Source organism: Bacillus methanolicus MGA3 (assembly GCF_000724485.1).
Classification (GTDB): domain Bacteria; phylum Bacillota; class Bacilli; order Bacillales; family Cytobacillaceae; genus Bacillus_Z; species Bacillus_Z methanolicus_A.
In genome coordinates this window covers 808733-830587 of sequence record NZ_CP007739.1, presented here as the reverse complement: position 1 = coordinate 830587, position 21855 = coordinate 808733, and the positions used below count along the sequence as shown (strand labels likewise).

General features: G+C 38.1%; 22 protein-coding genes and 2 pseudogenes. 4 read left to right on the top strand and 20 right to left on the bottom strand.

Going from position 1 to position 21855, the window contains the following annotated elements:
• Positions 1–4 precede the first annotated feature (4 nt).
• Together BMMGA3_RS04160 and BMMGA3_RS04155 are read right to left on the bottom strand one after the other, a co-directional pair.
• The gene (locus BMMGA3_RS04160; protein WP_004433472.1) at positions 5–616 is read right to left on the bottom strand and encodes a TVP38/TMEM64 family protein; all 612 of its coding nucleotides are present in this window, start codon (positions 614–616) and stop codon (positions 5–7) included.
• 110 nt (positions 617–726) lie between these two features.
• Positions 727–1662 carry an LCP family protein gene (locus tag BMMGA3_RS04155; RefSeq protein ID WP_034669287.1) on the bottom strand — a complete coding sequence of 312 codons (936 nt, stop codon included), beginning with the start codon at positions 1660–1662 and terminating at the stop codon, positions 727–729.
• A 339-nt stretch (positions 1663–2001) separates the two neighbouring features.
• Between BMMGA3_RS04155 and BMMGA3_RS04145 the strand changes: the two genes are divergently transcribed.
• Positions 2002–2433, top strand: a complete 432-nt coding sequence (locus BMMGA3_RS04145) for a YhjD family protein (protein ID WP_004433467.1) — start codon at positions 2002–2004, stop codon at positions 2431–2433.
• Positions 2434–2464: 31 nt separating this feature from the next.
• Here BMMGA3_RS04145 and BMMGA3_RS04140 read toward each other — a convergent pair whose 3' ends face one another.
• Positions 2465–3043 carry a competence protein ComK gene (locus BMMGA3_RS04140; RefSeq protein WP_004433465.1) on the bottom strand — a complete coding sequence of 193 codons (579 nt, stop codon included), beginning with the start codon at positions 3041–3043 and terminating at the stop codon, positions 2465–2467.
• Positions 3044–3234: 191 nt separating this feature from the next.
• On the opposite strand from BMMGA3_RS04140, the gene BMMGA3_RS04135 reads away from it, so the two are divergent.
• Positions 3235–3471 (top strand): IDEAL domain-containing protein, encoded by a 237-nt coding sequence (locus tag BMMGA3_RS04135; protein ID WP_004433464.1) that lies wholly within the window; start codon positions 3235–3237, stop codon positions 3469–3471.
• Between the two features lie 188 nt (positions 3472–3659).
• Here the strand turns inward: BMMGA3_RS04135 and BMMGA3_RS04130 are convergent, their stop codons facing one another.
• The 3 genes from BMMGA3_RS04130 to BMMGA3_RS04120 all read right to left on the bottom strand — a co-directional run bounded on the left by BMMGA3_RS04130 (position 3660) and on the right by BMMGA3_RS04120 (position 6192).
• A complete protein-coding gene (locus tag BMMGA3_RS04130; RefSeq protein ID WP_004433463.1) occupies positions 3660–4949 on the bottom strand; it encodes a M48 family metallopeptidase in 1290 nt (429 codons plus the stop codon).
• 216 nt (positions 4950–5165) lie between these two features.
• Positions 5166–5471 (bottom strand): AzlD domain-containing protein, encoded by a 306-nt coding sequence (locus BMMGA3_RS04125; protein WP_004433462.1) that lies wholly within the window; start codon positions 5469–5471, stop codon positions 5166–5168.
• Positions 5461–6192 carry an AzlC family ABC transporter permease gene (locus tag BMMGA3_RS04120; protein WP_004433461.1) on the bottom strand — a complete coding sequence of 244 codons (732 nt, stop codon included), beginning with the start codon at positions 6190–6192 and terminating at the stop codon, positions 5461–5463. The genes BMMGA3_RS04125 and BMMGA3_RS04120 overlap by 11 nt, the downstream gene beginning before the upstream one ends.
• Before the next feature lie 137 nt (positions 6193–6329).
• On the opposite strand from BMMGA3_RS04120, the gene BMMGA3_RS04115 reads away from it, so the two are divergent.
• Positions 6330–6881 carry a helix-turn-helix domain-containing protein gene (locus BMMGA3_RS04115; RefSeq protein WP_004433460.1) on the top strand — a complete coding sequence of 184 codons (552 nt, stop codon included), beginning with the start codon at positions 6330–6332 and terminating at the stop codon, positions 6879–6881.
• A gap of 73 nt (positions 6882–6954) precedes the next feature.
• Here the strand turns inward: BMMGA3_RS04115 and BMMGA3_RS04110 are convergent, their stop codons facing one another.
• From BMMGA3_RS04110 to BMMGA3_RS04080, 7 genes and pseudogenes are all read right to left on the bottom strand, one after another.
• The gene (locus tag BMMGA3_RS04110; RefSeq protein WP_004433458.1) at positions 6955–7749 is read right to left on the bottom strand and encodes an ABC transporter ATP-binding protein; all 795 of its coding nucleotides are present in this window, start codon (positions 7747–7749) and stop codon (positions 6955–6957) included.
• Complete coding sequence (locus BMMGA3_RS04105; protein ID WP_004433454.1) at positions 7724–8734, bottom strand: ABC transporter permease; 1011 nt, start codon at positions 8732–8734, stop codon at positions 7724–7726. The genes BMMGA3_RS04110 and BMMGA3_RS04105 overlap by 26 nt, the downstream gene beginning before the upstream one ends.
• A 38-nt stretch (positions 8735–8772) precedes the next feature.
• The gene (locus tag BMMGA3_RS04100; protein WP_004433451.1) at positions 8773–9774 is read right to left on the bottom strand and encodes an ABC transporter substrate-binding protein; all 1002 of its coding nucleotides are present in this window, start codon (positions 9772–9774) and stop codon (positions 8773–8775) included.
• A gap of 200 nt (positions 9775–9974) precedes the next feature.
• Positions 9975–10751 (bottom strand): enoyl-CoA hydratase-related protein, encoded by a 777-nt coding sequence (locus tag BMMGA3_RS04095; RefSeq protein WP_004433448.1) that lies wholly within the window; start codon positions 10749–10751, stop codon positions 9975–9977.
• Between the two features lie 138 nt (positions 10752–10889).
• Positions 10890–12015: pseudogene (tnpB, locus tag BMMGA3_RS04090) on the bottom strand (IS200/IS605 family element RNA-guided endonuclease TnpB).
• Between the two features lie 201 nt (positions 12016–12216).
• Positions 12217–12481 (bottom strand): annotated as a pseudogene (locus tag BMMGA3_RS17070) (biotin/lipoate A/B protein ligase family protein); the annotation flags it as partial.
• Positions 12482–12500: 19 nt separating this feature from the next.
• Entirely contained in the window at positions 12501–13235 is a 735-nt protein-coding gene (locus BMMGA3_RS04080) for an MBL fold metallo-hydrolase (RefSeq protein WP_004433438.1), read from the bottom strand.
• A gap of 184 nt (positions 13236–13419) precedes the next feature.
• On the opposite strand from BMMGA3_RS04080, the gene yhfH reads away from it, so the two are divergent.
• Positions 13420–13554 (top strand): protein YhfH, encoded by a 135-nt coding sequence (gene yhfH, locus BMMGA3_RS17065; protein ID WP_004433436.1) that lies wholly within the window; start codon positions 13420–13422, stop codon positions 13552–13554.
• Between the two features lie 188 nt (positions 13555–13742).
• Here yhfH and BMMGA3_RS04075 read toward each other — a convergent pair whose 3' ends face one another.
• From BMMGA3_RS04075 to BMMGA3_RS04045, 7 genes are all read right to left on the bottom strand, one after another.
• Positions 13743–15935, bottom strand: a complete 2193-nt coding sequence (locus BMMGA3_RS04075) for a YhgE/Pip domain-containing protein (protein WP_004433435.1) — start codon at positions 15933–15935, stop codon at positions 13743–13745.
• A gap of 73 nt (positions 15936–16008) precedes the next feature.
• On the bottom strand, positions 16009–16575 hold the full coding sequence (locus BMMGA3_RS04070) for a TetR/AcrR family transcriptional regulator (protein WP_004433434.1): 567 nt from the start codon (positions 16573–16575) through the stop codon (positions 16009–16011).
• A gap of 225 nt (positions 16576–16800) precedes the next feature.
• Positions 16801–18240: a protoporphyrinogen oxidase gene (hemY, locus tag BMMGA3_RS04065; protein WP_034669283.1), complete on the bottom strand. Its 1440-nt coding sequence runs from the start codon at positions 18238–18240 to the stop codon at positions 16801–16803.
• Between the two features lie 32 nt (positions 18241–18272).
• Positions 18273–19208, bottom strand: a complete 936-nt coding sequence (hemH, locus tag BMMGA3_RS04060) for a ferrochelatase (RefSeq protein WP_004433432.1) — start codon at positions 19206–19208, stop codon at positions 18273–18275.
• Positions 19209–19289: 81 nt separating this feature from the next.
• Positions 19290–20336, bottom strand: a complete 1047-nt coding sequence (hemE, locus tag BMMGA3_RS04055) for a uroporphyrinogen decarboxylase (RefSeq protein ID WP_004433430.1) — start codon at positions 20334–20336, stop codon at positions 19290–19292.
• A gap of 303 nt (positions 20337–20639) precedes the next feature.
• Positions 20640–21332 (bottom strand): LrgB family protein, encoded by a 693-nt coding sequence (locus BMMGA3_RS04050; protein WP_004433428.1) that lies wholly within the window; start codon positions 21330–21332, stop codon positions 20640–20642.
• Positions 21332–21691, bottom strand: coding sequence for a CidA/LrgA family protein (locus BMMGA3_RS04045; protein WP_004433426.1), 360 nt, complete (start codon positions 21689–21691; stop codon positions 21332–21334). Before BMMGA3_RS04045 ends, BMMGA3_RS04050 begins: the two co-directional genes overlap by 1 nt.
• Positions 21692–21855 lie beyond the last annotated feature (164 nt).

The window sequence follows — 21855 nt, the reverse complement described above, 5'->3', positions numbered from 1 at the left end:
TTCATTACGCTCTCTTTTTTTCAACGCTCATATTCATTTTTAATTCGATTTTTTTGCCCGCGTACCAAAGAATAAAGATTACAACTATAACAACTGCCGTTCTAATCGGCTGGTGAATCAACGAAGAGATATCATACCCTATAAAACTAATTGTAAAAATCATTACCATTTTGCTAGTAAGAACTGCCAGCAAGTATTGCGCAATACTGACTCTAGATAGCCCTGCCACGATATTGACAATAGCTGAGGGCGTAAAAGGGAAACAAAGCATCAAGAAAAGCGGTCCAAATCCATGACGCTCAACCCAGTTCATCAGCTTTTTCACATGTGAATGCTTTTTCAAAAAACGGAGGATCTTTTGCTGGCCATATTTTCGTACGAGCAAAAAAACAAGCAACGCACCTCCTACTGCACCAATCCATGAAAATAAAAATCCAAACCATAATCCGAATGCATTTGCATTAGCCATGACAAACACAAATAAAGGAAGAAACGGCAAGAAAGCCTCAAGCATTGGGAGCATTATTCCTGGAAGCGGTCCTAATGCGCGATATTCTTTTATTAATTCTAAAATTTTATCTAGTGTGAACCATTCTCGTAACAAATCAAAATCCATTAAAAATCTCCTTGCTAAGTATCGAACTATTTGTTCTGCAAATTTGTTTGTTGTCGCTTCTTTTTATTTTACACGTTCTATTTGCAAATAAGAACTCTGACTGCTCAGGTTTATTTTTTCAGAAACTCTTTCAATGCGGCTCTGTTTTCTTTTAGGTTTATTACTAAAACATCTCCTGCATCGCTCACTCGTTGATTTTCAAAAGAACCGTCTACCGGTATACGAAGAGTTTCGAAATCTCGATTCTTTTTACTTAAAAAATCTTTGCCCATGAACAGTATTGTCGTCGGCTTCATGTTTGTATTAATGTAAGGTGAAACCACACCGACTAATTTTGGAAGTTTAGGAATTGTTTTAAGACTTGTCAATTCCTTTGCTAAGATTTTTAAAACCTTCTGCTGGCGTTTAACCCGTCCAAAATCTCCGACCGCATCATGGCGGAATCTTACATAACCAAGCAAATGTTTGCCGTCAAGCTTTTGAACACCGGGTTCAAGTGTCACTCCAATATTCGCGGACATTCTTTTTTCAACATTTACTTTTATCCCATCAGGGAAAGCTTCATCAATCAATTGGACAAAACCTTCAAAATCAACAATTGAATAATATTGCAGATCAATGTCAAAATTTTCTTTAATTGTTTTCCGGAGCAGTTCAGGTCCTCCATAGGCAAAAGCTGCATTAATTTTATTTTTCCCATATCCCGGAATATCAACATACGTATCCCTCATGATAGATGTCAGCTTATATTCACCTTTTTCCTTATTATAATGGGCAATCATAATTGTATCGGCCCGTGAATGTTTTTCTCCGCGGCTATCACTCCCAATCAACAGAATATTTGTCCAGCCATTCTTATCTTTTTTCCCATTGAACTCATAATCCACTTTTTCAGTGCCAGTCTTTTGTAAGGATTGAGTTATACCTGCTTTAAATAGGAAATATGAATAAGCAAACACTCCTGCTGACAATAATAGCAGGATAAGAAGTAACTTTCTCCATCTGCGTTTCTTTTTCTTTTTATATTGCTTTCTTTCATATCTCATCGTTAAAACCCTTCCATTTTTCTTGTAATTCCGACCCATTATATTAAGACTTCTTTTTTGCTGAAAAAGTTTCTTTTAATCATGCTGGTAATTATTATAATCCCACCATTAAAAAAGAAAAACCGCAATTATGCAGTTTTTCTTCCCAGTTTACTATTATACATATCGTTTGAAATAATCCAAAAAATAATGCAGCCGTTTGATTCAAAAAAATTCAAAATTTTTTTCTGGAAAACAAAATTGACTGTAAAAATTTCCTCTTGTTTTTGAACATTTTTTTAAGTACTATATTAATACGAACATACGTTCTTTATTTAGGGTGTAAGGAGCATGGCGATTATGACAAGAATTCCTGAGGAAGATCGAAATATGATGGAACAGGCTATCTATTTACCGATGGTATTAACTGTTTTAAGCCGAGATCTTACGATCGTCGAAAACAGTCCTTTTAAATTAAGAAAACCATACATTGAATTAATTGAAGAAACAATGAAGGTCATTCAAAAAGAACTGGCAGAGGTTAAGCGGTATATGAAAAAGAACAGATTGAAAGTTGAGCAATTAAAGCGGGATGATGCTTTTACAATGTACATATTTTTATATAAAGGATATGAAGAGCATCACAGCTACTTTAACCCGCGGATACGGAACAAAGTGCAAGAACTGATGGAATATTATTTATTCAAGCGCCACTTTTTCAAAAATGAAAACAAAATGGAAGGAGTTGATCCTAGACAGTCATCCACAAATGCGGAGCGCCTCAAGCCGTAACATTCCAAAACGGCAAGGCGCCGGAAAAAAGTTAATTTTTGCGGTTTATGTACCGGCCATATTCACCTTTTCTCTCTGACGACTCCAAATAGCGCGGTCCATGAAAATAATACATCGCTTTTCTCTCAGTCTCCTCCATTCTTTGCATCGTTTTCGTTTTAAGGAGCGCCGTCCTTAATAGCTGGTTTTCAAATGAATTGAAGGAAACAGGAAGTGTATAAATATTTTTATTGCTAAAAGTGACGTTTGTGTGTTTGGAATCGGCTCTTTCATGAAAAACAACATGTTCGTATGAAATCCACATGCACGCGGGGTTATTCGGTGAAGTCGTTGGAAAAAAATTAATGAAATTATGTGAGGAAATGGCTATTGGAACTTTATGAGTAATCCCTATCAGTCTCTTAGTCGCTTCTTTTCTCCCTTCATAGCTTGCCCCAAAATAAATGCAGCTCTTTTTAATAATCTCGATCGGCTTAAAAGGGGATATATATTCGTCATCAATTTCAAAAATTCGCGAATAGATTTTGCTGCCATATTCGATGGGCATAATCATCATCGTACATGGATTAATTTCATATTCTTCTATAAGCGGTTTCCTCGGCATGATCATATTTTCATCTCCTTTTACGTCTTTCCCATATCATACCATAAATTTTCCAATTTTTTCACATATTTTATAAATATTTTTATTTTTTTAATTATTTTAACACTAAGAATAACTTATTTAAAAATTTAAAAAATTCCGTTGATTAAATCTTAATTATTCCATATAATATTAAAAAGCAGCAGAGGTGATTTTTCATGAACGAAAAGTCCTACACAGAACTTATGAAACTCGGTGCAATGAACCGTAAAAAGGAGAAAGAAATGTTTATTCAAGACCTGTACATTGAAATGCTTCTTTCGGAAGTATTGTTGCAGGCAGAAAAAGAAAAGCTGTTAAAGCTTATTGACGAGGCCATTGATAACAGAGACCGTCCTGCATTCCTCCAATTGTCCGAGCAATTAAAAGAGTTAAACAAACGCTTCGGTACTTGATTTCCGCTCTAAGTGAACTTTTATTAATTTCCCCCTCCATTTTCCGAAGGGGGCTTGCTTTGCGCCTTTCTTCTAAATTAAACGATAACCTCACTGAAAAGTTCTTCTCACATTCCGCAAGTATATTAATTTTTAGTGTCTTCTTTTGCAAATCTTTTTTCCAAAAAAACTAAAAAAAGAAGGCCTTTTTAAGGACCTTCCCCATTTGATTTGCTTTTTTGCTGAATTTCATAGTCTTCAATGGTTGAAATACGGTCAAGCATCGTTGGGTGGTCATATCGGAAGATTTTTACCAGAAGCGGAGGGTTGACTTGGCTAAGCCCTGCCCGCGTTAACTCCTGAAAAGTGCTAATCGCATCGGCTGGATCTTTTGTCATTTTAATGGCGTATTGATCCGCCTGGTTTTCCTGATAGCGCGACACAACGTTGGATAGTGGACTGGATGCAAACATCAACATGGATAAAATCATTAAAAATAACGGCAGCGACGTGATATCGTTTACATGTGGAATTTTTAAATCTTTTCCCCATCGTGCTATTGCCCAGTTCATTGCTTTAGCAGCAATGTACAGCCCTGCCAAGGAAAGAAGCAAATAACCGGCAATACCAAAATACAGGTGCTTTTTCACATAGTGGCCCATTTCATGAGCCATAATAAATAATATTTGCTTTTCATTCAGCCGCTTTAATGTCGTATCCCAAAGAACTATCCTCGAATTGGAGCCAATTCCTGTTACATAAGCATTAAGGGCCGTTGTTTTTTTAGCCATATTAACTTCGAATACGTGCTCCGCAGGGATATTTGCTTTATCTGCAAGGGAAAGAATCTTCGTTTCAAGAGCTTTATTTTTTAACGGATAAAAATCATTATAGAGCGGGTCAATCATGACAGGTTGAAGATACATCATAAACAAAGTAAACGGAACGGATAAAAGCCACGAATACAGCCACCATCTTTTGGGGCTCTTATGAATGAGCCAATACAATACCGTTACGATGATTAGCATAGTGCCGTAATTAATCCAAAAATCGATTAGTTCATCCTTGATCCAAGACGCGAAAGTCTGAACAGATATATGATAACTTTTTGACAAAGAATAGCTAATAAACTTGAGCGGGAAAGTTGCAATAAAAGCAAATAAAGATAGCCAAAACAAATAGATGGCCGTCTGGACAAATTTAATTTTCGTTGACTGTAAAGCCCAGCGCTTAAAAGCTTTTGACAAGCCTAATACTAAAATTAAAATGTAGAACAGCCATTCAAGAGGCGAGGACAGAAAAAAAAGCAGATTCCTTACTTTCGAATACTCCTCCGTTAACATAAGTTCCCGTCCGTTTAAAAAAGTTGCCGGGTCAGCCTTGGAACCCTCATATTCAAACGGCAGACTCGTATCGGCAAAATAAAACAAATACCAATAAAAAAACAAGCCATATACCACATATGCCAAAACAGCATAAAAGCCGATTTTTCTTGCCAACTAAAATCCCTCCTTTAAGTACAACCCTATCAATATTTAGTTTAGTTAAATATTCGCTAATTAGAACTAAATCTTATCACATGTAAGAGGCTGTCTCAAAAACCTAAGGGTCAGACCCCATAAAACAATATATAGGACATAATATTGGATAAATGTGCTATATATTGATAAATGCTCATGAGGTCAGACCCTTATGAGACAGTCTCTTTCCTTTTATTAAATAAAGTACGAATAAACGGTTAGAACGGCAATCGATCCAAGAACAACTACAATCACATTTGCACCAAGGAATGCTGCAATACAAGCAGCTGCAGCACCAACTACGCCGTACCACATATCATCTTGAATAAATAAGATTCCCGGAAAAATAAGCGCACCAAGAGTAGCATAAGGGACGTTTTTTAATACCCCCTGTACAAATGCAGGGAGCTCTTTTCCTTTAAATAAGACAAACGGAAGCATTCGCGGGATATATGTGACAATTCCCATTCCGATGATCATCCAAACGATTTCAATTTTCAATAAAATTCCTCCTCTGTTTGCCTCTCCATGTATCAATTGCCTCGATTATGACAGCTGATAAAAGAGTAGCCAAAACAATCGCCCATCCCGATGAAAGAATTTGTGTAAATGCAAAGATACTGTTAAAGATCGCTGAAAAGGCTGCTAAAAAAATTACTTTGACACTCTTTTTCATTGATGGTACAAGAAGTCCGATAAACATCGCATAAAGAGCGATCGACATGCTCTCCTGCAAAGTTTGCGGAAGGCTCGCTCCAATCACATGGCCAATTCCCGAATTAATGACCCAACTTGCATAAGAGATTGAAAACAAACCGAACAAATAACCCGTCGTTACAGTACCCTCTTTTGTTGCCGCGACAGAAAATGTTTCATCTGTAATACCAAAGGAATAAATCATTTTATTTAGTATATGGTCGTCCTCACTTTTTTCATTCAACGAAGCCGCCATGAGAAAATGCCTGATATTCACAATAAATGTTGTCAACACAATTTCAAATATTCCCGTTCCCATTGATAAAAGGCTTAATGACATATATTGAGAGGCACCGGCATACACAAGCAGGCTCATCATGATGGTTTCACCTACTGTCAAACCGTTAGTTTTGGCAAGAAGTCCAAACGTCAAGGCAATTGGAAAGTATCCAATTGCAATGCTGATGCCCGCTTGAATTCCCTTCCTGAATTCAGATGATTGCTTGCTTAATGTTATTTCCGCCATTTCCTCACCGCCTAAAAAATAGTAAACTATAATAAACAACAAATAAAATATCTAATAATTATAAATTATCAAATATTATTTGTGTATTTTATTATACATATGTTCGTTATAGTATACAACGCTTTACGGAGGGGAAAATGGAAAACATTCAAAAAATTATTGCGAAAAACTTAAAAATGATTCGAAAAACCCGGGGAATAAGCCTTGATCGCGCAGCAGAAGCAACCGGAGTGAGCAAAGCAATGCTTAGCCAAATTGAGCGTGGCGAATCAAACCCAACTGTTACGACTCTCTGGAAAATTGCCACCGGCCTTCAGGTTTCTTTTTCCTCGATTATTCGGGAAGAGCCATCAGAAGTCGTTTTTGTTTCAATGCAAGATGTTGATCCAGTCATTGAGAATAATGGCGAGTACCGGGTTTACTCTATTTTTCCTTTCGACCCGCGAAAAAAGTTCGAGATTTATATTATTGAACTTGATCCAGGATGCTGTCATGTTTCAGACCCGCATAATGAAGGGATTGAAGAATATATTACCGTCATGTCTGGCTGCCTTAAAATGAAAATTAACAGTGAAACATTTCTCGTAAATGCGGGGAGTTCAATCCGTTTTACAGCCAACAAACCACATACATATTCCAATCCAGGAGCCGATATCGTACGATATCAGTTAGTCATGTACTATCCGTAAAGCTCCGCCCCTTTTCCACAGCAAAAAACCTTGTCATTGATTTATCTGACAAGGTTTTTCTTCATTAATTAAATTAAATTAAAACAGCTTTGTCGCTCGCCATCTTTTCACCGCGGATCCGCTGGAACTCTAATAAAAGCTTTTCAACGGTCAAAGATTGTTTTTCTTCTGAACTTGCTTCGAAAATAATCTGGCCTTTATCCATCATGATCAAACGATTTCCGAGTTCAAGTGCCTGCTGCATATTATGCGTCACCATAATCGTTGTCAAATTGTATTCTTTCACAATCTGCTTTGTTAATTCTGTAATAAGTTCTGCACGCGCCGGATCAAGAGCGGCCGTGTGTTCATCAAGGAGGAGAATTTTAGGTTCGGTAAAGGTCGCCATTAATAATGACAGCGCCTGCCTTTCCCCTCCTGATAACAGACCTGCTTTCGCCTGAAGCCTGTTTTCCAGTCCAAGATGAAGGCTTTCAAGCTTTTCTTTGAAGAATTCCCGGCGTTTTTTTGAAACGCCTCTTCCAAGCCCGCGTGTTGCCGTTCTTGCATATGCGATGGCAAGGTTTTCTTCAATTGTCATCGATGGTGCAGTACCGGCCATTGGATCCTGGAATACCCGGCCGATCCATTTTGCCCGTTTGTGCTCTTTTTCAAAGGTAATGTCTTTCCCATCAATCCAAACTTCCCCTAAATCGGGAATAAGCTTGCCGGAAATAACATTCATTAAAGTAGATTTGCCAGCCCCGTTGCTGCCGATTACCGTCACAAAATCCCCAGGTGACAAATTCAAATTCACCATATTAAGAGCAATTTTTTCGTCCGGTGTTCCTTCATTAAAGACTTTATATATCTGTTTTAATTGCAGCAAAATCTTCACCACGCTTTTTTGTCGCATATGCTTCTTTTTGCCTTGCTTCAAGCTGTCTTCTTTTCTTGCGCTGATTTTCTTTTTGCTGTGCCCATATTTTCGGAACAATTAATGCTGTTATTACAATTAAAGCGGTAATTAATTTCATATCGCCTGTTTCGAGAAATTCCACTCTTAATGCAAGTGTGACAATAATCCGATAGAGGATTGCGCCTCCAATGACAGATAAAGTGGCTCTTGCTACATTTTTGGCACCGAACACCGCTTCACCGATAATGACAGAAGCAAGCCCAATCACAATCATGCCAATTCCCATGCCAACATCGCTAAATCCGTTGTACTGAGCGATTAACGCACCGGAAAATGCAACTAGCGCATTGGATAAACCGAGCCCGAGCACTTTTAAAAAGTCAGTATTTGCTGCAAAACTGCGAATCATTGTTTCATTGTCACCTGTTGCTCTAAGAGCGAGTCCAAGATCTGTTTTTAAAAACAGATCAATTAAGAATTTTACAATGAAAGCAAGAATCAGCATGACGATAAGAATACCCCACGTTTTAGGCGCGAAACCTATTCCATTCAACGCTTCATCAATTCCAAGTTTCTTCCAGAAATCTGTAATTATTGTCATGACAGTGTCTTTTGCAAGAAGCGGCACATTAGATTTCCCCATTATTCGAAGATTGATAGAATAAAGGGCTATCATCATTAAAATACCTGAAAGCAGGGCGTTAATTTTCCCCTTTGTGTGGAGAAGGCCTGTCAAGCAGCCGGCAAGAAAGCCAACTAACAATGCAACAGCTGTTGCAAGAAAAGGATTTACACCGTCAACAATTAAAACCGCCGCTACAGACGCACCGGTGACAAAGCTTCCGTCAACCGTTAAATCAGGAAAATCCAAAATTCTAAATGAGAGGTAAACCCCTAGAGCCATCAGTGCGTACATGGCACCCGCTTCTACAGCACCGAAAATTGCGGTAGGCATATATTACTCTTCCTTTCTATGACTGCATTTTCTACAGTCTATTCTGTGAATTCAGCGATGTTTTTCCATTCATCTTTGATTTTAATGTTCATTTCTTTTGCTGCTTTTTTATTGATTAATAGTTTCAGCTTTTGCGGATATTGAACAGGCAGTTCGCTAGGTTTTTTCTCTCCTTTCAATATTTTTGCCGCCATCTCGCCAGCTTCATATCCGATATCAAAATAATCAAATCCGTAAGCGGCAAAACCGCCTCGTTTCACTGAATCAAGCTCACCTACAAATAACGGAATATCATTGTCATTTGCTACTTTAATAACGGATTCCAAAGCGGAAACAACCGTATTGTCGGTAATAATATAAATGACGCCCGCTTTTCCTACGAGTGATTCGGCTGCTTGCTTAACCTCAGAAGAAGTGGAAACGGTAGCTTCAACGAGTTTCACATTTGTTTTCTTTAATGCATTTTTTACAATTTTAATTTGTGATACGGAGTTCTGTTCACCGGCATTATAGATAACCCCGATATTTTTTCCTTTGAAGTTTTCAGTGATGAATTTGACTGTATTCGGAATGGCATCAGGATGTGTATCAGTGGTCCCGGTAATATTTCCACCTGGTTTATCCATTGATTTTACAAGGCCTGCTCCAACCGGATCTGTCACTGAAGTAAATACAATCGGAATTTCTTTCGTTGCATTTAATGCCCCTTGCGCACTTGGAGTAGAATTTGCAAAAATTAAATCAACGCCGTCACTGACAAAATTATTGGCAATCGTCTGGTTATTGTTTTGGTCTCCTTGGGCAATTTGAACATCGTATTCGACCTTTAGCCCCTTATCTTTCAATGCTTTCTTAAAACCTTGATATGCGGCGTCAAGCGAAGGATGTTCGACAATTTGAGTTACCCCGACCTTGAATGTTTTATCATTTTTCCCTTTATCTTTGCCGTCTCCATTTGCACTTTCACTCTTTCCGCAAGCGCTTAAAATGAGAGTGCTAATGAGTCCCGCTGCGGCAATCGCTTTTAAACCTCTCTTCATTTATATCCCCCTCATACCATGACTTTTTTGTTGTGTTTTGTCGCTTTTACGCTTTTTAGCTTTTATGCACTAAATTATATAGGTAACACAAACTACTTTACAAGCCCTTTTTTAATAATTTTTAGAATTTTATTGCAAATTAGTCCGAACTTTGTTGTTTTTATTGCAAAAAGAAAACACGGCATGCACCGTGTTTCAAATTATTTTCCTTTGAAATTTGGTTTTCTTTTTTCACTGAATGCCTGCAGAGCTTCGAGTCTATCTTCTGTCGGGATCGTTGTTTCGTATGCTTTTCTTTCAATTTGCAAACCGGTTTGCAAGTCAGCGTTCATCCCGTTTTTTATTGCGAATTTCGCCTGCATTATAGCTACCGGCCCATTTGCAAGCATTAATTCCGCAAGTTTTCTGCATTCCGACATCAGCGATTCTTTTTCTGTTACTTTATATAAGAGGCCGTATTCATTCGCTTCATCTGCAGTAAGACGCTTTGCAGTGAGAATCAGCTCAAGTGCTTTTGATTGGCCAATTAAGCGAGGAAGCCTTTGCGTTCCTCCCGCTCCTGGGATGATGGCAAGGCTGGTTTCAGTCAATCCCATTGAAATCCCTTTCGCCGCAATTCGGAAATCACATGCCAAAGCTAACTCCATGCCTCCGCCAAAAGCATATCCGTTAATGGCCGCAATGGTTGGCTGCGGAAGCTGGTCAATCATGTTAAAAACTTCATTTATTTTATAGATATTTCGTTTAACCGCGGCATCTGACAGTGTTTTTCTTTCTTTTAAATCAGCTCCGACGCTGAATGCTTTTTCTCCGGAACCGGTAAAAATAACCACTCGCACTTCTGGATCATTCCGCAATTGCTCCACAATGTCTTGAAGTTCAATAAGAGTTTCATAGTTAAATGCATTTAGCGCATCAGCACGATTAATCGTCACCGTCGCAACAAAATTGCTAACCTCCGCCAAAACAGCAGCCATTCCGTCTCCCTCCATTTATAAGGCCAGACCCTTTTTCATTTCAGTATATTAATTTGTTGAACTACTCACTGCTTAACGACCGTACGGTCTGTTTGAAGCGAGAGATTCCTACGAACACCGAAGTAACCTTCAGTTATCTTAGTAGGCTAGCCCCGTCGCACCAACGGTTAGAGGCCTTATAGCTTCATTTTTAAGATTTAAGCTTGCGTTAATATCTCGATCATGATGGGTTTTACAAGAAGGACAGTCCCATACACGCAATCCCAGATTTTTAACGTCTTTGTTTTGATAGCCACAATTTGAACAAAGCTGACTGGAAGGAAAGTTTTTCGCAACAGTTGCTACTTGTTTTCCATACTATTTTGCTTTATATTCATCATGCTTTTAAATTGTGACCATGATACTTCGTTAATAGCTTTTGCAAGATGACGATTCTTTAACATATTGGATATAGACAAGTCTTCCATGCCGATCATATCGTGGTTTTTGACTATTTCGGTTGAAACCTTGTCTAAAAAATCTTTTCTTGCATCGGCTATTTTTTCGTGTATGCGGGCGACTTTCTTTTTAGCTTTGTACCAATTTGCACCGCCAACGGTCCGTCTACTCATAATCCATTGTGCCTTTGCTAATTTTTCTTCTAAAGAGCGGAAAAATTTTGGATTGGAGTAAGTTGTTCCGTCTGAAAGGATTGCGAAATCTTTAATTCCTACGTCAACCCCAATAGCTGAACGGGTTTTTGGCCATTCAGATACTTCTGCCTCCGTTCCCAGCGAAACAAAGTATTTGCCCGAAGGATTACGCCGTATTGTTGCATTTAGGATACGTCCTTCTACTTCACGGCTTTTGGCAAAACGAACAAGTCCAAGTTTAGGAAGTTTCATATAGTTACCTTTAACAGTAATATTTCCATTTACAAGTTTCGTTGTGTAGGATTGAACTGGATTCTTTTTAGACTTAAATCGAGGTTGTTTGTTTTGTTTGTTGTAGTATCGATCATAGGAGTCAGCAAGATTTTCAACTGATTTCTGCAAAGCAATACTATCCACTTCCTTTAAAAATTCATATTGCTTTTTCAGTTCAGGAAGTGCTTTTATGGTTTCTTTCTTATCGAGGTATTTATCCTTCCAGTTATTCGCTGGAAGTTGACCGTCTTGGACCATTTTTTCACAAATATACCAAAAGGCGTCCTTTTCCTTCTGTTTAGCAAGAAAAAGTTGAACACGAATCTTGAACAGCCAATCGTTTTGTTAATGAGTTCCATTTGTTTTTTGTTTGGATAGATGCGAAATTTATATGCTTAGTGGACGATTATGACGGCCACCTCATCTCCATATAGAACATTAGTTCTTATCATATCATAATGAGGAAGGTTTTGGCTATTGCCAACCGACATTCATCTCCCACTTACTCATTGAGCTTCGCCCTTCCCATTCCTTGAAGTGGGAGTCTTCTGTCGGGAAACGATAAAACTAAAATTCAAATTCCCTAAATCGTGGTAAACGGCTCCGCCGCCTGATAGCCTTCTTACAACATGAATACCGTTCCGCTCAACATACTCTGTATTAATTTCTTCAATTGTATTCTGGTTCTTCCCTATTATGATAGAAGGTTCATTTATATAAAAATAATAAATATGATTGATTAATATCAAAGTTTTTTAAAGCATACTCTTCAATTGCCAAATTCATTCGCGGATCTGTTATTCCTTTATTATCAATAGACACCATCTTCCAATGCACTTCAATTTTATAAAGTAATGGTTAAGCCTTCGCTCGCTAGGCTGATACTGCCTGGAAAGATTTCAGCAGCTTCTTCTTTTAGACGTTCGATCTCTCCATAGTGTGGAAGGTGAGTTAGAATCAGGTTTTTGACATCAGTTAATTTTGCCAGTGTTCCGGCATCATGACTGTTCATATGCCCGGCATTTTTTCCATTCTGGTCTTTATAAAAATTGCACTCGCAAAGAAGTACATCTGCCCCTTTTGTAAATGGAACAAATTCTTCTTTATAGGAAGTATCTGCAGTGTAGACAATCGATTTTCCATCTGCCTCAATCCGCATGGCATAGCATGGTACGGGGTGATCTGTTAGTAAAAAATGTATGGTAAACGGTCCAACCGTAAGCGTTTCTTCAGGATCATAAGCAATTCCTTTTGTAATATTTTTATACGTTAATTTTTGAAACTCCTGCTGATCTAATGAATGTGCATAGATTGGCAAGTTGTCCATATTCTTGCCTAGTAATCCCTGGATGAGCCTTGCATGCTGAAGAACCCCGATATCGGCAATATGGTCGGGATGATAATGAGATAAGATAACCGCATTGATCTTTTCCGGTTCAATCATGGTTTGCAATTTGGACAACACACCGCTTCCGCAATCAATAAGCAAATGAAAACCATTATGTTCAAGCAAATAGCCGGTGCTTGCTTCATTTGCTTTGGGATAGCCGCCCCAGCAGCCTATAACTGTTAATTTCACACGTTTTCCTCCTCTGCAACAGATTGATTGCTCCAACTTCAACTATAATCGATTATTCTCTTTTTTTCATTTGTTGAAAAATTTGTTTTAAAACAGTTATTGACTATTATAATCTGTTATAATACAATTGCATTAACAAGTAACAACTCGAAAAATTCATCTCAACGATTGGGAGGACTGCTACATGATTGAAAACATCTTGGAATTTTTTAAAAATTTGCCGTCAAAAAAGTGTACTGAATGTGGAGAGACGATTGAAGAACAGCATGAATGTTACGGAAATAAATGTGATAAGTGTTTAGGTTTATTAGATATGTAATCTGCTAATCTTATATTATTCGTATTTTGTAAATCCAGTTTCACATGGAACGAGTGATATCTCCCTCAATTTCACTCCTTCCATACTCCCTTCTATACAATCATAATTAAAGGAGGCGACTTTTTGTTTTTAAGTCAGCCTCCTTCTTCTTAAGATATTCACTATAAGCAGAGCGGCCCTGTCCTTGGTTACTCCATAGCGCTATAGCGGCGCTTATAGATGATATGAAAGTATCCCATTGTACCTGTAATAAATACAAGTGCAAAAATAAGCAGCATCATAATGTTTTCCCACATAAAGCTGAAATTTCCGCTTGAGATGACTGCCCTAAATCCTGCTACTGAATATGTCATAGGCAGGAAATTATGAAATGGCTGCAAGAATTCCGGAATCAATTCAAGCGGGAACGTTCCGGCACTTGTTGTTAATTGAAGAATAAGAATAATAATTGCGATGAATCGTCCAGGATCGCCAAACAATGTAACAAAAAACTGAATAAGTGTTACAAATGCAAGGCTTGTAATAATAGAAAAGAGCACAAATAACGGAACGCTTTTCACTTCAAGCCCTAAAACACCAAGCAAAATAGAATCTGAAATAAGGGCTTGGATAATTCCGGCTGCGGCCATTACTCCAAACTTTCCAAAAAACCAGCCAATTCCATTTCGTGGAACGACTACAGGGTCCCTTAATGGATAGACAATTGTTAACATTAGTGCACCAACGAATAAACCAAGTGATAAAAAATATGGAGCAATACCTGTACCATAGTTCGGTACTTTATTTAATTTTTCATTTTTTACTTTCACCGGTTCTGCCATCATATTATAAGTTTTTTCATCAGCATTGATTGATGAAGCTTTTTTTGCGCCCTCTGCCAGTTTTCCAGCCAGTTCGCTGTTGCCTTTATAAATCTTTGTATTACCATTGGCAATTTTCTGTGCTCCTTTTTCCAGCATTCCGGAACCGCTGGCCAATTGGCTCGATCCGTCAGTTAGCTGATTCATCCCTCCGGCCAATTTGGATGCACCTTGTGCTAACCGTACAGCCCCATCTTTTGCCTCAGAGAATTTATTTCCAAATGTTATCATTCCTAACGCAAACTTTTTCTGGCCGGCTGCAATCTTGTTGGCGCCTGTTTCTAGCTCAGTCCCAGCCTTAGCAAGTTGCGACATTCCCGATTGCAGCTGCTGCTGGCCTGATTTTAATGTTCCAAGCTGCTGTGACAATGTATCAGCACCTGTTGCCAGCTGTCCAGCGGAGTTCGCAAGCTGGCCAGTGCCATTAGCTAATTCAGTACTTCCTTGTTTTAAACTGTTCAATGCTGCTTCCAAAGACTTTTTCTTCTCTGGAGGCAGCATTGGCAAGATCGCCTTTAAATTACTTTCTAATAACACTGTTCCATCATTTAATTGCTTAGCACCTCGAGCTGCACTTTCAGCTCCGGTTTGCCATTGCTTTAATGAAGACGATAAAGTTTTTGCACCTGTTTGAAGCTTTTCTGTCCCATTTACCAATTGTGGAATGCTCTGTTCTGCCTTTTGAATCCCTTTGTTTGCTTGACTCATCCCTGAAGCGAGCGATTCAGAACCGGTTTTCAGTTCATTTGCTGCATTTTCCAGTTTATGATGCCCTTCCAACAGCTGAGATAGACCAGATGATAAAGAAGCAGCTCCATCTGCAACTTCTTTAGACCCTTTATTTGCTTCATTCATTCCATTATTAAACTGAATTGATTTTTCAGCTAATGTAACAAGACTTTCATGAAGTGTTTTAGAACCACTGCTTAACTCTTTAGCACCATCACTTAATTTTACTGCACCTTTGCTAGCTGCCTTCATTCCATCTGAAAGCTTAGCGACTTTATCAAACATTGTCTCTGCATACGTTTTGGTTATCTCTTTTGATATGGAACTCTTTATTCGCTCTATGGCAGATTTGCCCATCTGAGCAGATAAAAAGTTATAGCTTTCATTAGGAACATAAATGAGATCCAATTTTTTTGGATTTTCATCCATTAAAGTAGTTGCGTTCTCCGAAAAGTCTTTAGGAATTTCAATAAGCATGTAAAATTCCTGATCTTTAAGTTTCTTATAACCTTCCTCTTTTCCAACAAAGATAAAGTTAAAATCTTTTCTGTCCTTAAGTTTAGATACTAACTTATCACCAAGCTTTAATTGTTCCCCTTCAAACATTGCCCCTTTGTCTTCGTTGACAACGGCCACAGGAAGTTTGTCTAAATGTCCGTATGGGTCCCAAAAGGCCCATAAAAACATGCCGCTGTATATAATGGGAATAAATAAGACAGCAAGTATTGGAATCAGAAGTTTTTTGTCCTTAATAATAGCCCATAACTCTTCTTTTAATAAAAAATTTTTCATATCTTATTAGCCTCCGAATAATAATTGACTATTTTGTTCATTTAGTCATTTTTAGTCTAAAAATAAGGACTACCTAATTCGATAATCCTTTAAAAATATATTGCTCAAACAGCTCTGCGATTTCTTCCTTCTCCAACGGCTTATGTTTCTTTTCCCAATCAAAGATTAACGCGATGTACAATTTAAACATGACAAAAGCTGTTAACTCAGGATCGCATTTCTTTATTTCCCCTGATTCAATGGCTGTAGCAACCTTTTCTTTAATATAATTTAAAATAGCGGTCTCCATTTTTTCCATTACATCCATAACCGCGGGTGTTCCCATCTCTTTTTCTTCTTCAAAAAGTTTGATCGTTAGCTGATGCTTTCGTCGAAATTCGAGAATTTTAAAAAGGGCACGATGAACATTTTCATGAAACGAAAGGGACGAATCAAACGAACTCTCTGCAGCATTTTTCATTTCCTTAATTAATGTGCTAATAATTTCATCAAACAGTTCCTCTTTATTTTTGAAAAATGTGTAAATCGTTCCTTTTCCAACATTGGCAAGTTTTGCAACCTGATCCATCGTTGTTGCTTTATAACCAAACAAAGAAAATGATTTGGTCGCCGCTTCAATAATTAACTGCTTTCGATCCATTATTTATCCTCCTGAAAAAATGACTAAATGAACATTTTAGTCATTTAGTACGAATAAAGAGTAACATGTTTTCTATGAAAAATCAAATATATTTTTAAAAATAGAAGGTTAAAGCGTTCCGTTTTGCACCGCAATCATATGACGAATCACGAAGTGGTCGAACATTGGAGCGATTTGGCTAGATCAGCCGGAGGATGGCATTCTGTAAGTTAAAAACGGCCGCCTTTATTTGACAGCCGTTTTCGTTTTTTCATGTAAATTAAAATAGGATAATACTTTTTCAACCGCCGCCTCTCCTTGATCGATACAATCAGGGAGGCCAAGCCCTTCAAATGAACTGCCTGCAATAAACACACCAGGAAGTTCTTCTGCTACATGACGTTTAATGGTATCTATCCTTTGTTTGTGACCTACCGTATATTGAGGCATAGAATCTTTCCAGCGTGAAATAACAGCAAACTCTGGCTCTGCGGTAATATTCATGATCTTATTTAAGTCATCAAGGACAATTTTGATAATCTGATCATCAGAAAGATCAACTACTGTTTCATCACCGGCTCTGCCAACGTAACAGCGCAGAAGCACTTTTCCTTCAGGAGTTGTATGAGGCCACTTCTTATGTGTCCATGTACATGCCGTTATTGTGTAGTCACTTTTTCGGGAAACTACAAATCCGGTTCCATCAATATCTTTTTCAATTGCTTCTTTTGGAAATGCAAGGGCGACTGTTGCTACCGAGGTAGACGGCATTTCCTTAAGGATGTCAAAAAATTCATATTGCGAAAAAACCGAAGGCAGCACCTGATGTGGAGCAGCTGAAACGATGCTGTCTGCAAAAATTAATTGGCCATTATTCAGCTTAAGTTCATACCCTTTGTCTTTTTTTGTTACCAATTCAACTTTAATACCTTTTAATACAGAGCCAGGCTCTAATTTCGTTTCAATGGCTTCGGCAAAAGATTGCAAACCTGTTGTAAAGGTTAAAAAGATCCCTTTAGATTTTCCGTTTTGCCCAGTGTTTTTAGGCTGAGCCGGCGTCACTTTCTTCATGCCAAGAATAAGGCTTCGATATTTTTGTTCCACCTCGTAAAATTGAGGGAATGTTGCCATCAAACTTAGTTGATCAATATCACCCGCATAGATTCCTGATAAAAGCGGCTCAATCAAGTTTTCGACTACTTCATCGCCCAATCTGCGCCGGAAAAATTGCCCTAACGATTGATCCTTTGCCGGATTCGAGCGTGGCAGTACAAAGTCAGCCGCTGCTCTTACCTTTCCTATGGCAGAAAACAAGCCAGTTGTAATAAACGGGGCAATTTGGGTTGGTATCCCCATAATAGAACCGCCAGGCATAGGATGCAGCCTATTTTTTGCCAAAACAAAAGATTTTCCTGTGGAATTGTTTACTAGCTTATCTTCCATTCCAACCTCTTTTGCCAGCCGCCTTGCACTTTGTTTACGCGCGAGAAATGAGTCAGGCCCTCTCTCAATAATGTAGCCATCCCTTACAACGGTCTGCATTTTGCCTCCCAGTCTGTGTGAAGCTTCGATGATTTTTACATCAAGTGGAAGACCTTTTTCTCTTGCTTCCTTTTGTAGATAATACGCAGCTGTTAATCCCGTAATGCCTCCGCCTATTATGACAACTTTGCGTTTTTCATCCATCACGGTTTCATCGCCTTCTTTACATATAGGTTTCATTCATGTAAGTTAAGATGTTTCATAACCACCGATGCAAGCGCATCGATAAATTCAGGCTGGGCATTCGGCATTTCAGGCCGGTAATAACTTGCTCCAACCTCATCAGTAACATTTTTACATTCAATGTCGTTGTCATACAAAACTTCGAGATGTTCTGATACAAATCCGACTGGAATATAAACAAATGCACGATACCCTTTTTTATCATAAAGATCCCGGGTCAAATCTTGAACATCCGGTCCTAGCCACGGTTCCGGCGTATTGCCCGCACTTTGCCAACCAATTGCATAATTTTTAACATCTGCTTGACTTGCAATTAAATCTGCTGTTTCCTTAAGCTGATTTGGGTATGGATCGCCAATGTCTAGAATTTTTTCAGGTAAACTATGGGCTGAAACGATAAGGCATGCATTGTCTTTTTCAGTGTTCGGCATCTTTTCAAACGTTTCCTTCACTTTCGATGCCCAATATTGAATAAACTTTGGTTCATTGTACCAGCTTTCAATTGATGTAATGTTTGGACCGCCAAACTTTTTTGCTTCTTCTTTTGCTCTCTCGTTGTAAGATTTGACACTGAAAGTCGAAAAATGGGGGGCCAAAACGATACTTACCGCTTCTTGAATTCCATCATCGTGCATTTGTTTGACTGCATCCTCAACAAAAGGCTCAATATGCTTTAATCCAAGGTACATTTTAAACTCATACTTCGATTGAATCTGGTTTAAATGCTTTTCTAGTTCTTCCGCCTGCTGCCTAGTGATTTTAGCAAGTGGAGATATGCCTCCGATAGCTTTGTATCGGCTTCTTAACTCTTCAATCATTTCCTGCGAAGGCTTTCTGCCACGGCGGATATGTGTATAATAACGTTCTAAATCTTCTTCCTTGTAAGGCGTACCATATGCCATAACAAGAAGTCCCATTTTTTTCTTCATTTGTCAGCACCTTTTCTTACGATCTTTAATTATCTTTTTCCCAAAAACCCATTTATCGTCTTCAGTATAAGAAAGTGGTATTTATTTACTTAAGTTTGTCCTTGAATATTCATGTATAAACGCAGTCAAGCGCTTCAGGGTTTCAGGGTTAACTGACGGGAAAACACCGTGTCCCAAGTTAAAAATATAGCCAGGCTGCATCATACCCTGATCTAAAATAGCTCTCGCCCTTTCTTCAATTACTTCCCATGGAGCTAAAAGAACTGCAGGGTCTAAATTGCCTTGTATTGTTTTCGTTATTCCCATTTTCCGTGCATTATTTATAGGTAAACGCCAGTCCAGGCCAACGACATCAAGGGGAAGGTCGTTCCATTCCATTGCCAGGTGGCTCGCTCCAACACCGAACATGATAAGAGGAACATTTTCTTCTCTTAAAGCCGAAAAAATCCTCTTCATGACAGGCTTTATAAAATGGCGGTAGTCCTCTGCATTTAAAGCTCCCACCCAGGAATCAAAAATCTGGATGGCTTTTGCTCCGGCTTTAATTTGGGATTTAACGTATGTAATTGTCATTTCTCCCAATTTGTCCATTAAAGCAAACCAAGCTTCAGGCTCAGCGTACATAAATGCTTTTGTTTTATTGTAATTTTTGGATGGTCCGCCTTCAATCATGTAACTGGCAAGCGTAAACGGAGCACCTGCAAAACCAATCAGCGGAACTGACAACTGCTCTTGTGTCAGAATCTTAATTGTTTCAAGAACATAAGGAATATCTTCTTCCGGAATGATTTCACCAAGTTTTTCAACATCGGCAAGTGAACGGATTGGATTCGAAATCACCGGACCAACACCTGATTTGATTTCGACATCAACTCCAATAGCAGGAAGCGGTGTCATAATATCTTTATATAAAATTGCAGCATCAACATTGTATTGTTCAACAGGAAGCCTTGTTACATAAGCACATAATTCAGGCTGATGAGTAATTTCAAATAATGAATATTTTTCTTTTAAAGCCCTGTATTCAGGCTGGGACCGTCCTGCTTGACGCATGTACCAAACAGGCACATAATCAGTTTTTTCTCCTCTCGCCGCTTTTAAAAATGTATCATTGAAATGAATCGTCATCAGGGTAATCCACCTTTCAAAAACTGTCTGTTATATATTGTAATATATAACAGGAGGAATAAAAAATTTTTTAAATACGAACATATATTGAACTGTTTTCACTATAGCCTTTTCTACTATGTTTGTATAGATAACATAGTAAAATGTCAATAATTTGACGATTTTCGTTCCGGTTATAGTTTAATTTGTGGAATATAAAGATAATCATAAAAAAGCATTAGAACAATATCTATCAATAGGAGTTCACACAACAAAGCTCCCTCAATCTACAAGGGAGCATTCCTGAATAATATGCCGATAATTTCAAATCAAAATGGACAAGATTGGAATTATTAGCGAGATAAAAACTGCAGATATCGTCATACCTATACTTCCTATTGCACCCGCTTCTTCTCCCCATTCAAATGACTTGTGTACACCGAGAGCTTGTGCGCACGTACCCATAGTCAAACCTTTTGCAAATTTGCTTTTAATGTTGAGCTTCTCTAAAAAACCGGGACCAAAAATGAGGGAAAAAAGTGCAGAGGCTAAAACAAATAATACCGTTAAAGAAGGAATTCCCCCAAGCGATTTTGAAACAGACAAAGCAACTGGCAATGTAACGGATTTTGGGATGAGAGATGCAACAACTTCTGTCTTCAACCCGAAAACTTTTGCAAATAACGAGACAAATAACACACCTAGCATGCTTCCTAACATGATACTTGCAAATATTTTACGAAGATACTTTTTTAAGAGAGTCCATTGTGAGTATAGCGGAACAGCCATTGATACGACTGCTGTTCCTTGAAGAAGTGAAAAAAAGCCAGTACCATTTAAATAAATTTCATAGTCAACCTTCATTATAGCCATCAGCAGGAAAAGCATAATAGTCGTTGAGTACAAAGGGTTTAACCAAAACAAATTAAATTTCTTAAATAGTTTTAAACTGAGCGCATATCCCAACCACGTAAAAAATGTGCTGAAAAAAGTAGATCCGACATTTGAGATGATCATTAACCTTCCTCCTTCTTAGACTTTTCATAAATTTCAGCTGTATACCCGGTTCCAACCAATCCAAGCAGGCTGCTGATGATTAAAACAACAATAATTTTCCAGCTTTGACCTTGTAGGATACTCAAGCTAAAGAAAATTCCGATAATTGATGGGATAAATAACAAGACCATATGTTTTAAATGGAGATTAGCGACGTCAGAAACCCAATTCATTTTAATTACTCCACTCCTAAGAAAGATTAGAAGGAGAACCATTCCAATAATGCTTCCGGGAACAGGCAAATGAAAAAAGTTAGTGATCGAATTTCCAATAAGGAGCAAGGCCAGAATAATGATAAACTGTACAACCAATCTTAACAATCAATCTCACCGCCCTGTTTGGTTGTTTAAGATCGTCTGTATCTTCAGTGTATAATAGATAAGTCAGTTAATCTCAATTTATGTAAAGAAATCTAACATACTTTTTGGTATTGTCGAAAATTATATGTCAGATAAATTCACAAATAAGGGAAAAAGAGTTTTTA

Excerpts from the sequence above, each read along its gene's own strand:
- BMMGA3_RS04135 (WP_004433464.1), top strand. The coding sequence starts at position 3,235 with ATGAACGAAAAGTCCTACACAGAACTTATGAAACTCGGTGCAATGAAC.
- BMMGA3_RS04120 (WP_004433461.1), bottom strand. The coding sequence starts at position 6,192 with ATGGCGGAAATAACATTAAGCAAGCAATCATCTGAATTCAGGAAGGGA.
- BMMGA3_RS04155 (WP_034669287.1), bottom strand. The coding sequence starts at position 1,662 with ATGAGATATGAAAGAAAGCAATATAAAAAGAAAAAGAAACGCAGATGG.
- BMMGA3_RS04100 (WP_004433451.1), bottom strand. The coding sequence starts at position 9,774 with ATGAAGAGAGGTTTAAAAGCGATTGCCGCAGCGGGACTCATTAGCACT.
- BMMGA3_RS04095 (WP_004433448.1), bottom strand. The coding sequence starts at position 10,751 with ATGGCTGCTGTTTTGGCGGAGGTTAGCAATTTTGTTGCGACGGTGACG.
- BMMGA3_RS04075 (WP_004433435.1), bottom strand. The coding sequence starts at position 15,935 with ATGAAAAATTTTTTATTAAAAGAAGAGTTATGGGCTATTATTAAGGAC.
- BMMGA3_RS04070 (WP_004433434.1), bottom strand. The coding sequence starts at position 16,575 with ATGGATCGAAAGCAGTTAATTATTGAAGCGGCGACCAAATCATTTTCT.
- hemY (WP_034669283.1), bottom strand. The coding sequence starts at position 18,240 with ATGGATGAAAAACGCAAAGTTGTCATAATAGGCGGAGGCATTACGGGA.
- BMMGA3_RS04105 (WP_004433454.1), bottom strand. The coding sequence starts at position 8,734 with ATGCCTACCGCAATTTTCGGTGCTGTAGAAGCGGGTGCCATGTACGCA.
- BMMGA3_RS04145 (WP_004433467.1), top strand. The coding sequence starts at position 2,002 with ATGACAAGAATTCCTGAGGAAGATCGAAATATGATGGAACAGGCTATC.
- hemE (WP_004433430.1), bottom strand. The coding sequence starts at position 20,336 with ATGACGATTCATTTCAATGATACATTTTTAAAAGCGGCGAGAGGAGAA.
- BMMGA3_RS04160 (WP_004433472.1), bottom strand. The coding sequence starts at position 616 with ATGGATTTTGATTTGTTACGAGAATGGTTCACACTAGATAAAATTTTA.
- BMMGA3_RS04115 (WP_004433460.1), top strand. The coding sequence starts at position 6,330 with ATGGAAAACATTCAAAAAATTATTGCGAAAAACTTAAAAATGATTCGA.
- BMMGA3_RS04140 (WP_004433465.1), bottom strand. The coding sequence starts at position 3,043 with ATGATCATGCCGAGGAAACCGCTTATAGAAGAATATGAAATTAATCCA.
- BMMGA3_RS04050 (WP_004433428.1), bottom strand. The coding sequence starts at position 21,332 with ATGATCATCTCAAATGTCGGATCTACTTTTTTCAGCACATTTTTTACG.
- yhfH (WP_004433436.1), top strand. The coding sequence starts at position 13,420 with ATGATTGAAAACATCTTGGAATTTTTTAAAAATTTGCCGTCAAAAAAG.
- hemH (WP_004433432.1), bottom strand. The coding sequence starts at position 19,208 with ATGAAGAAAAAAATGGGACTTCTTGTTATGGCATATGGTACGCCTTAC.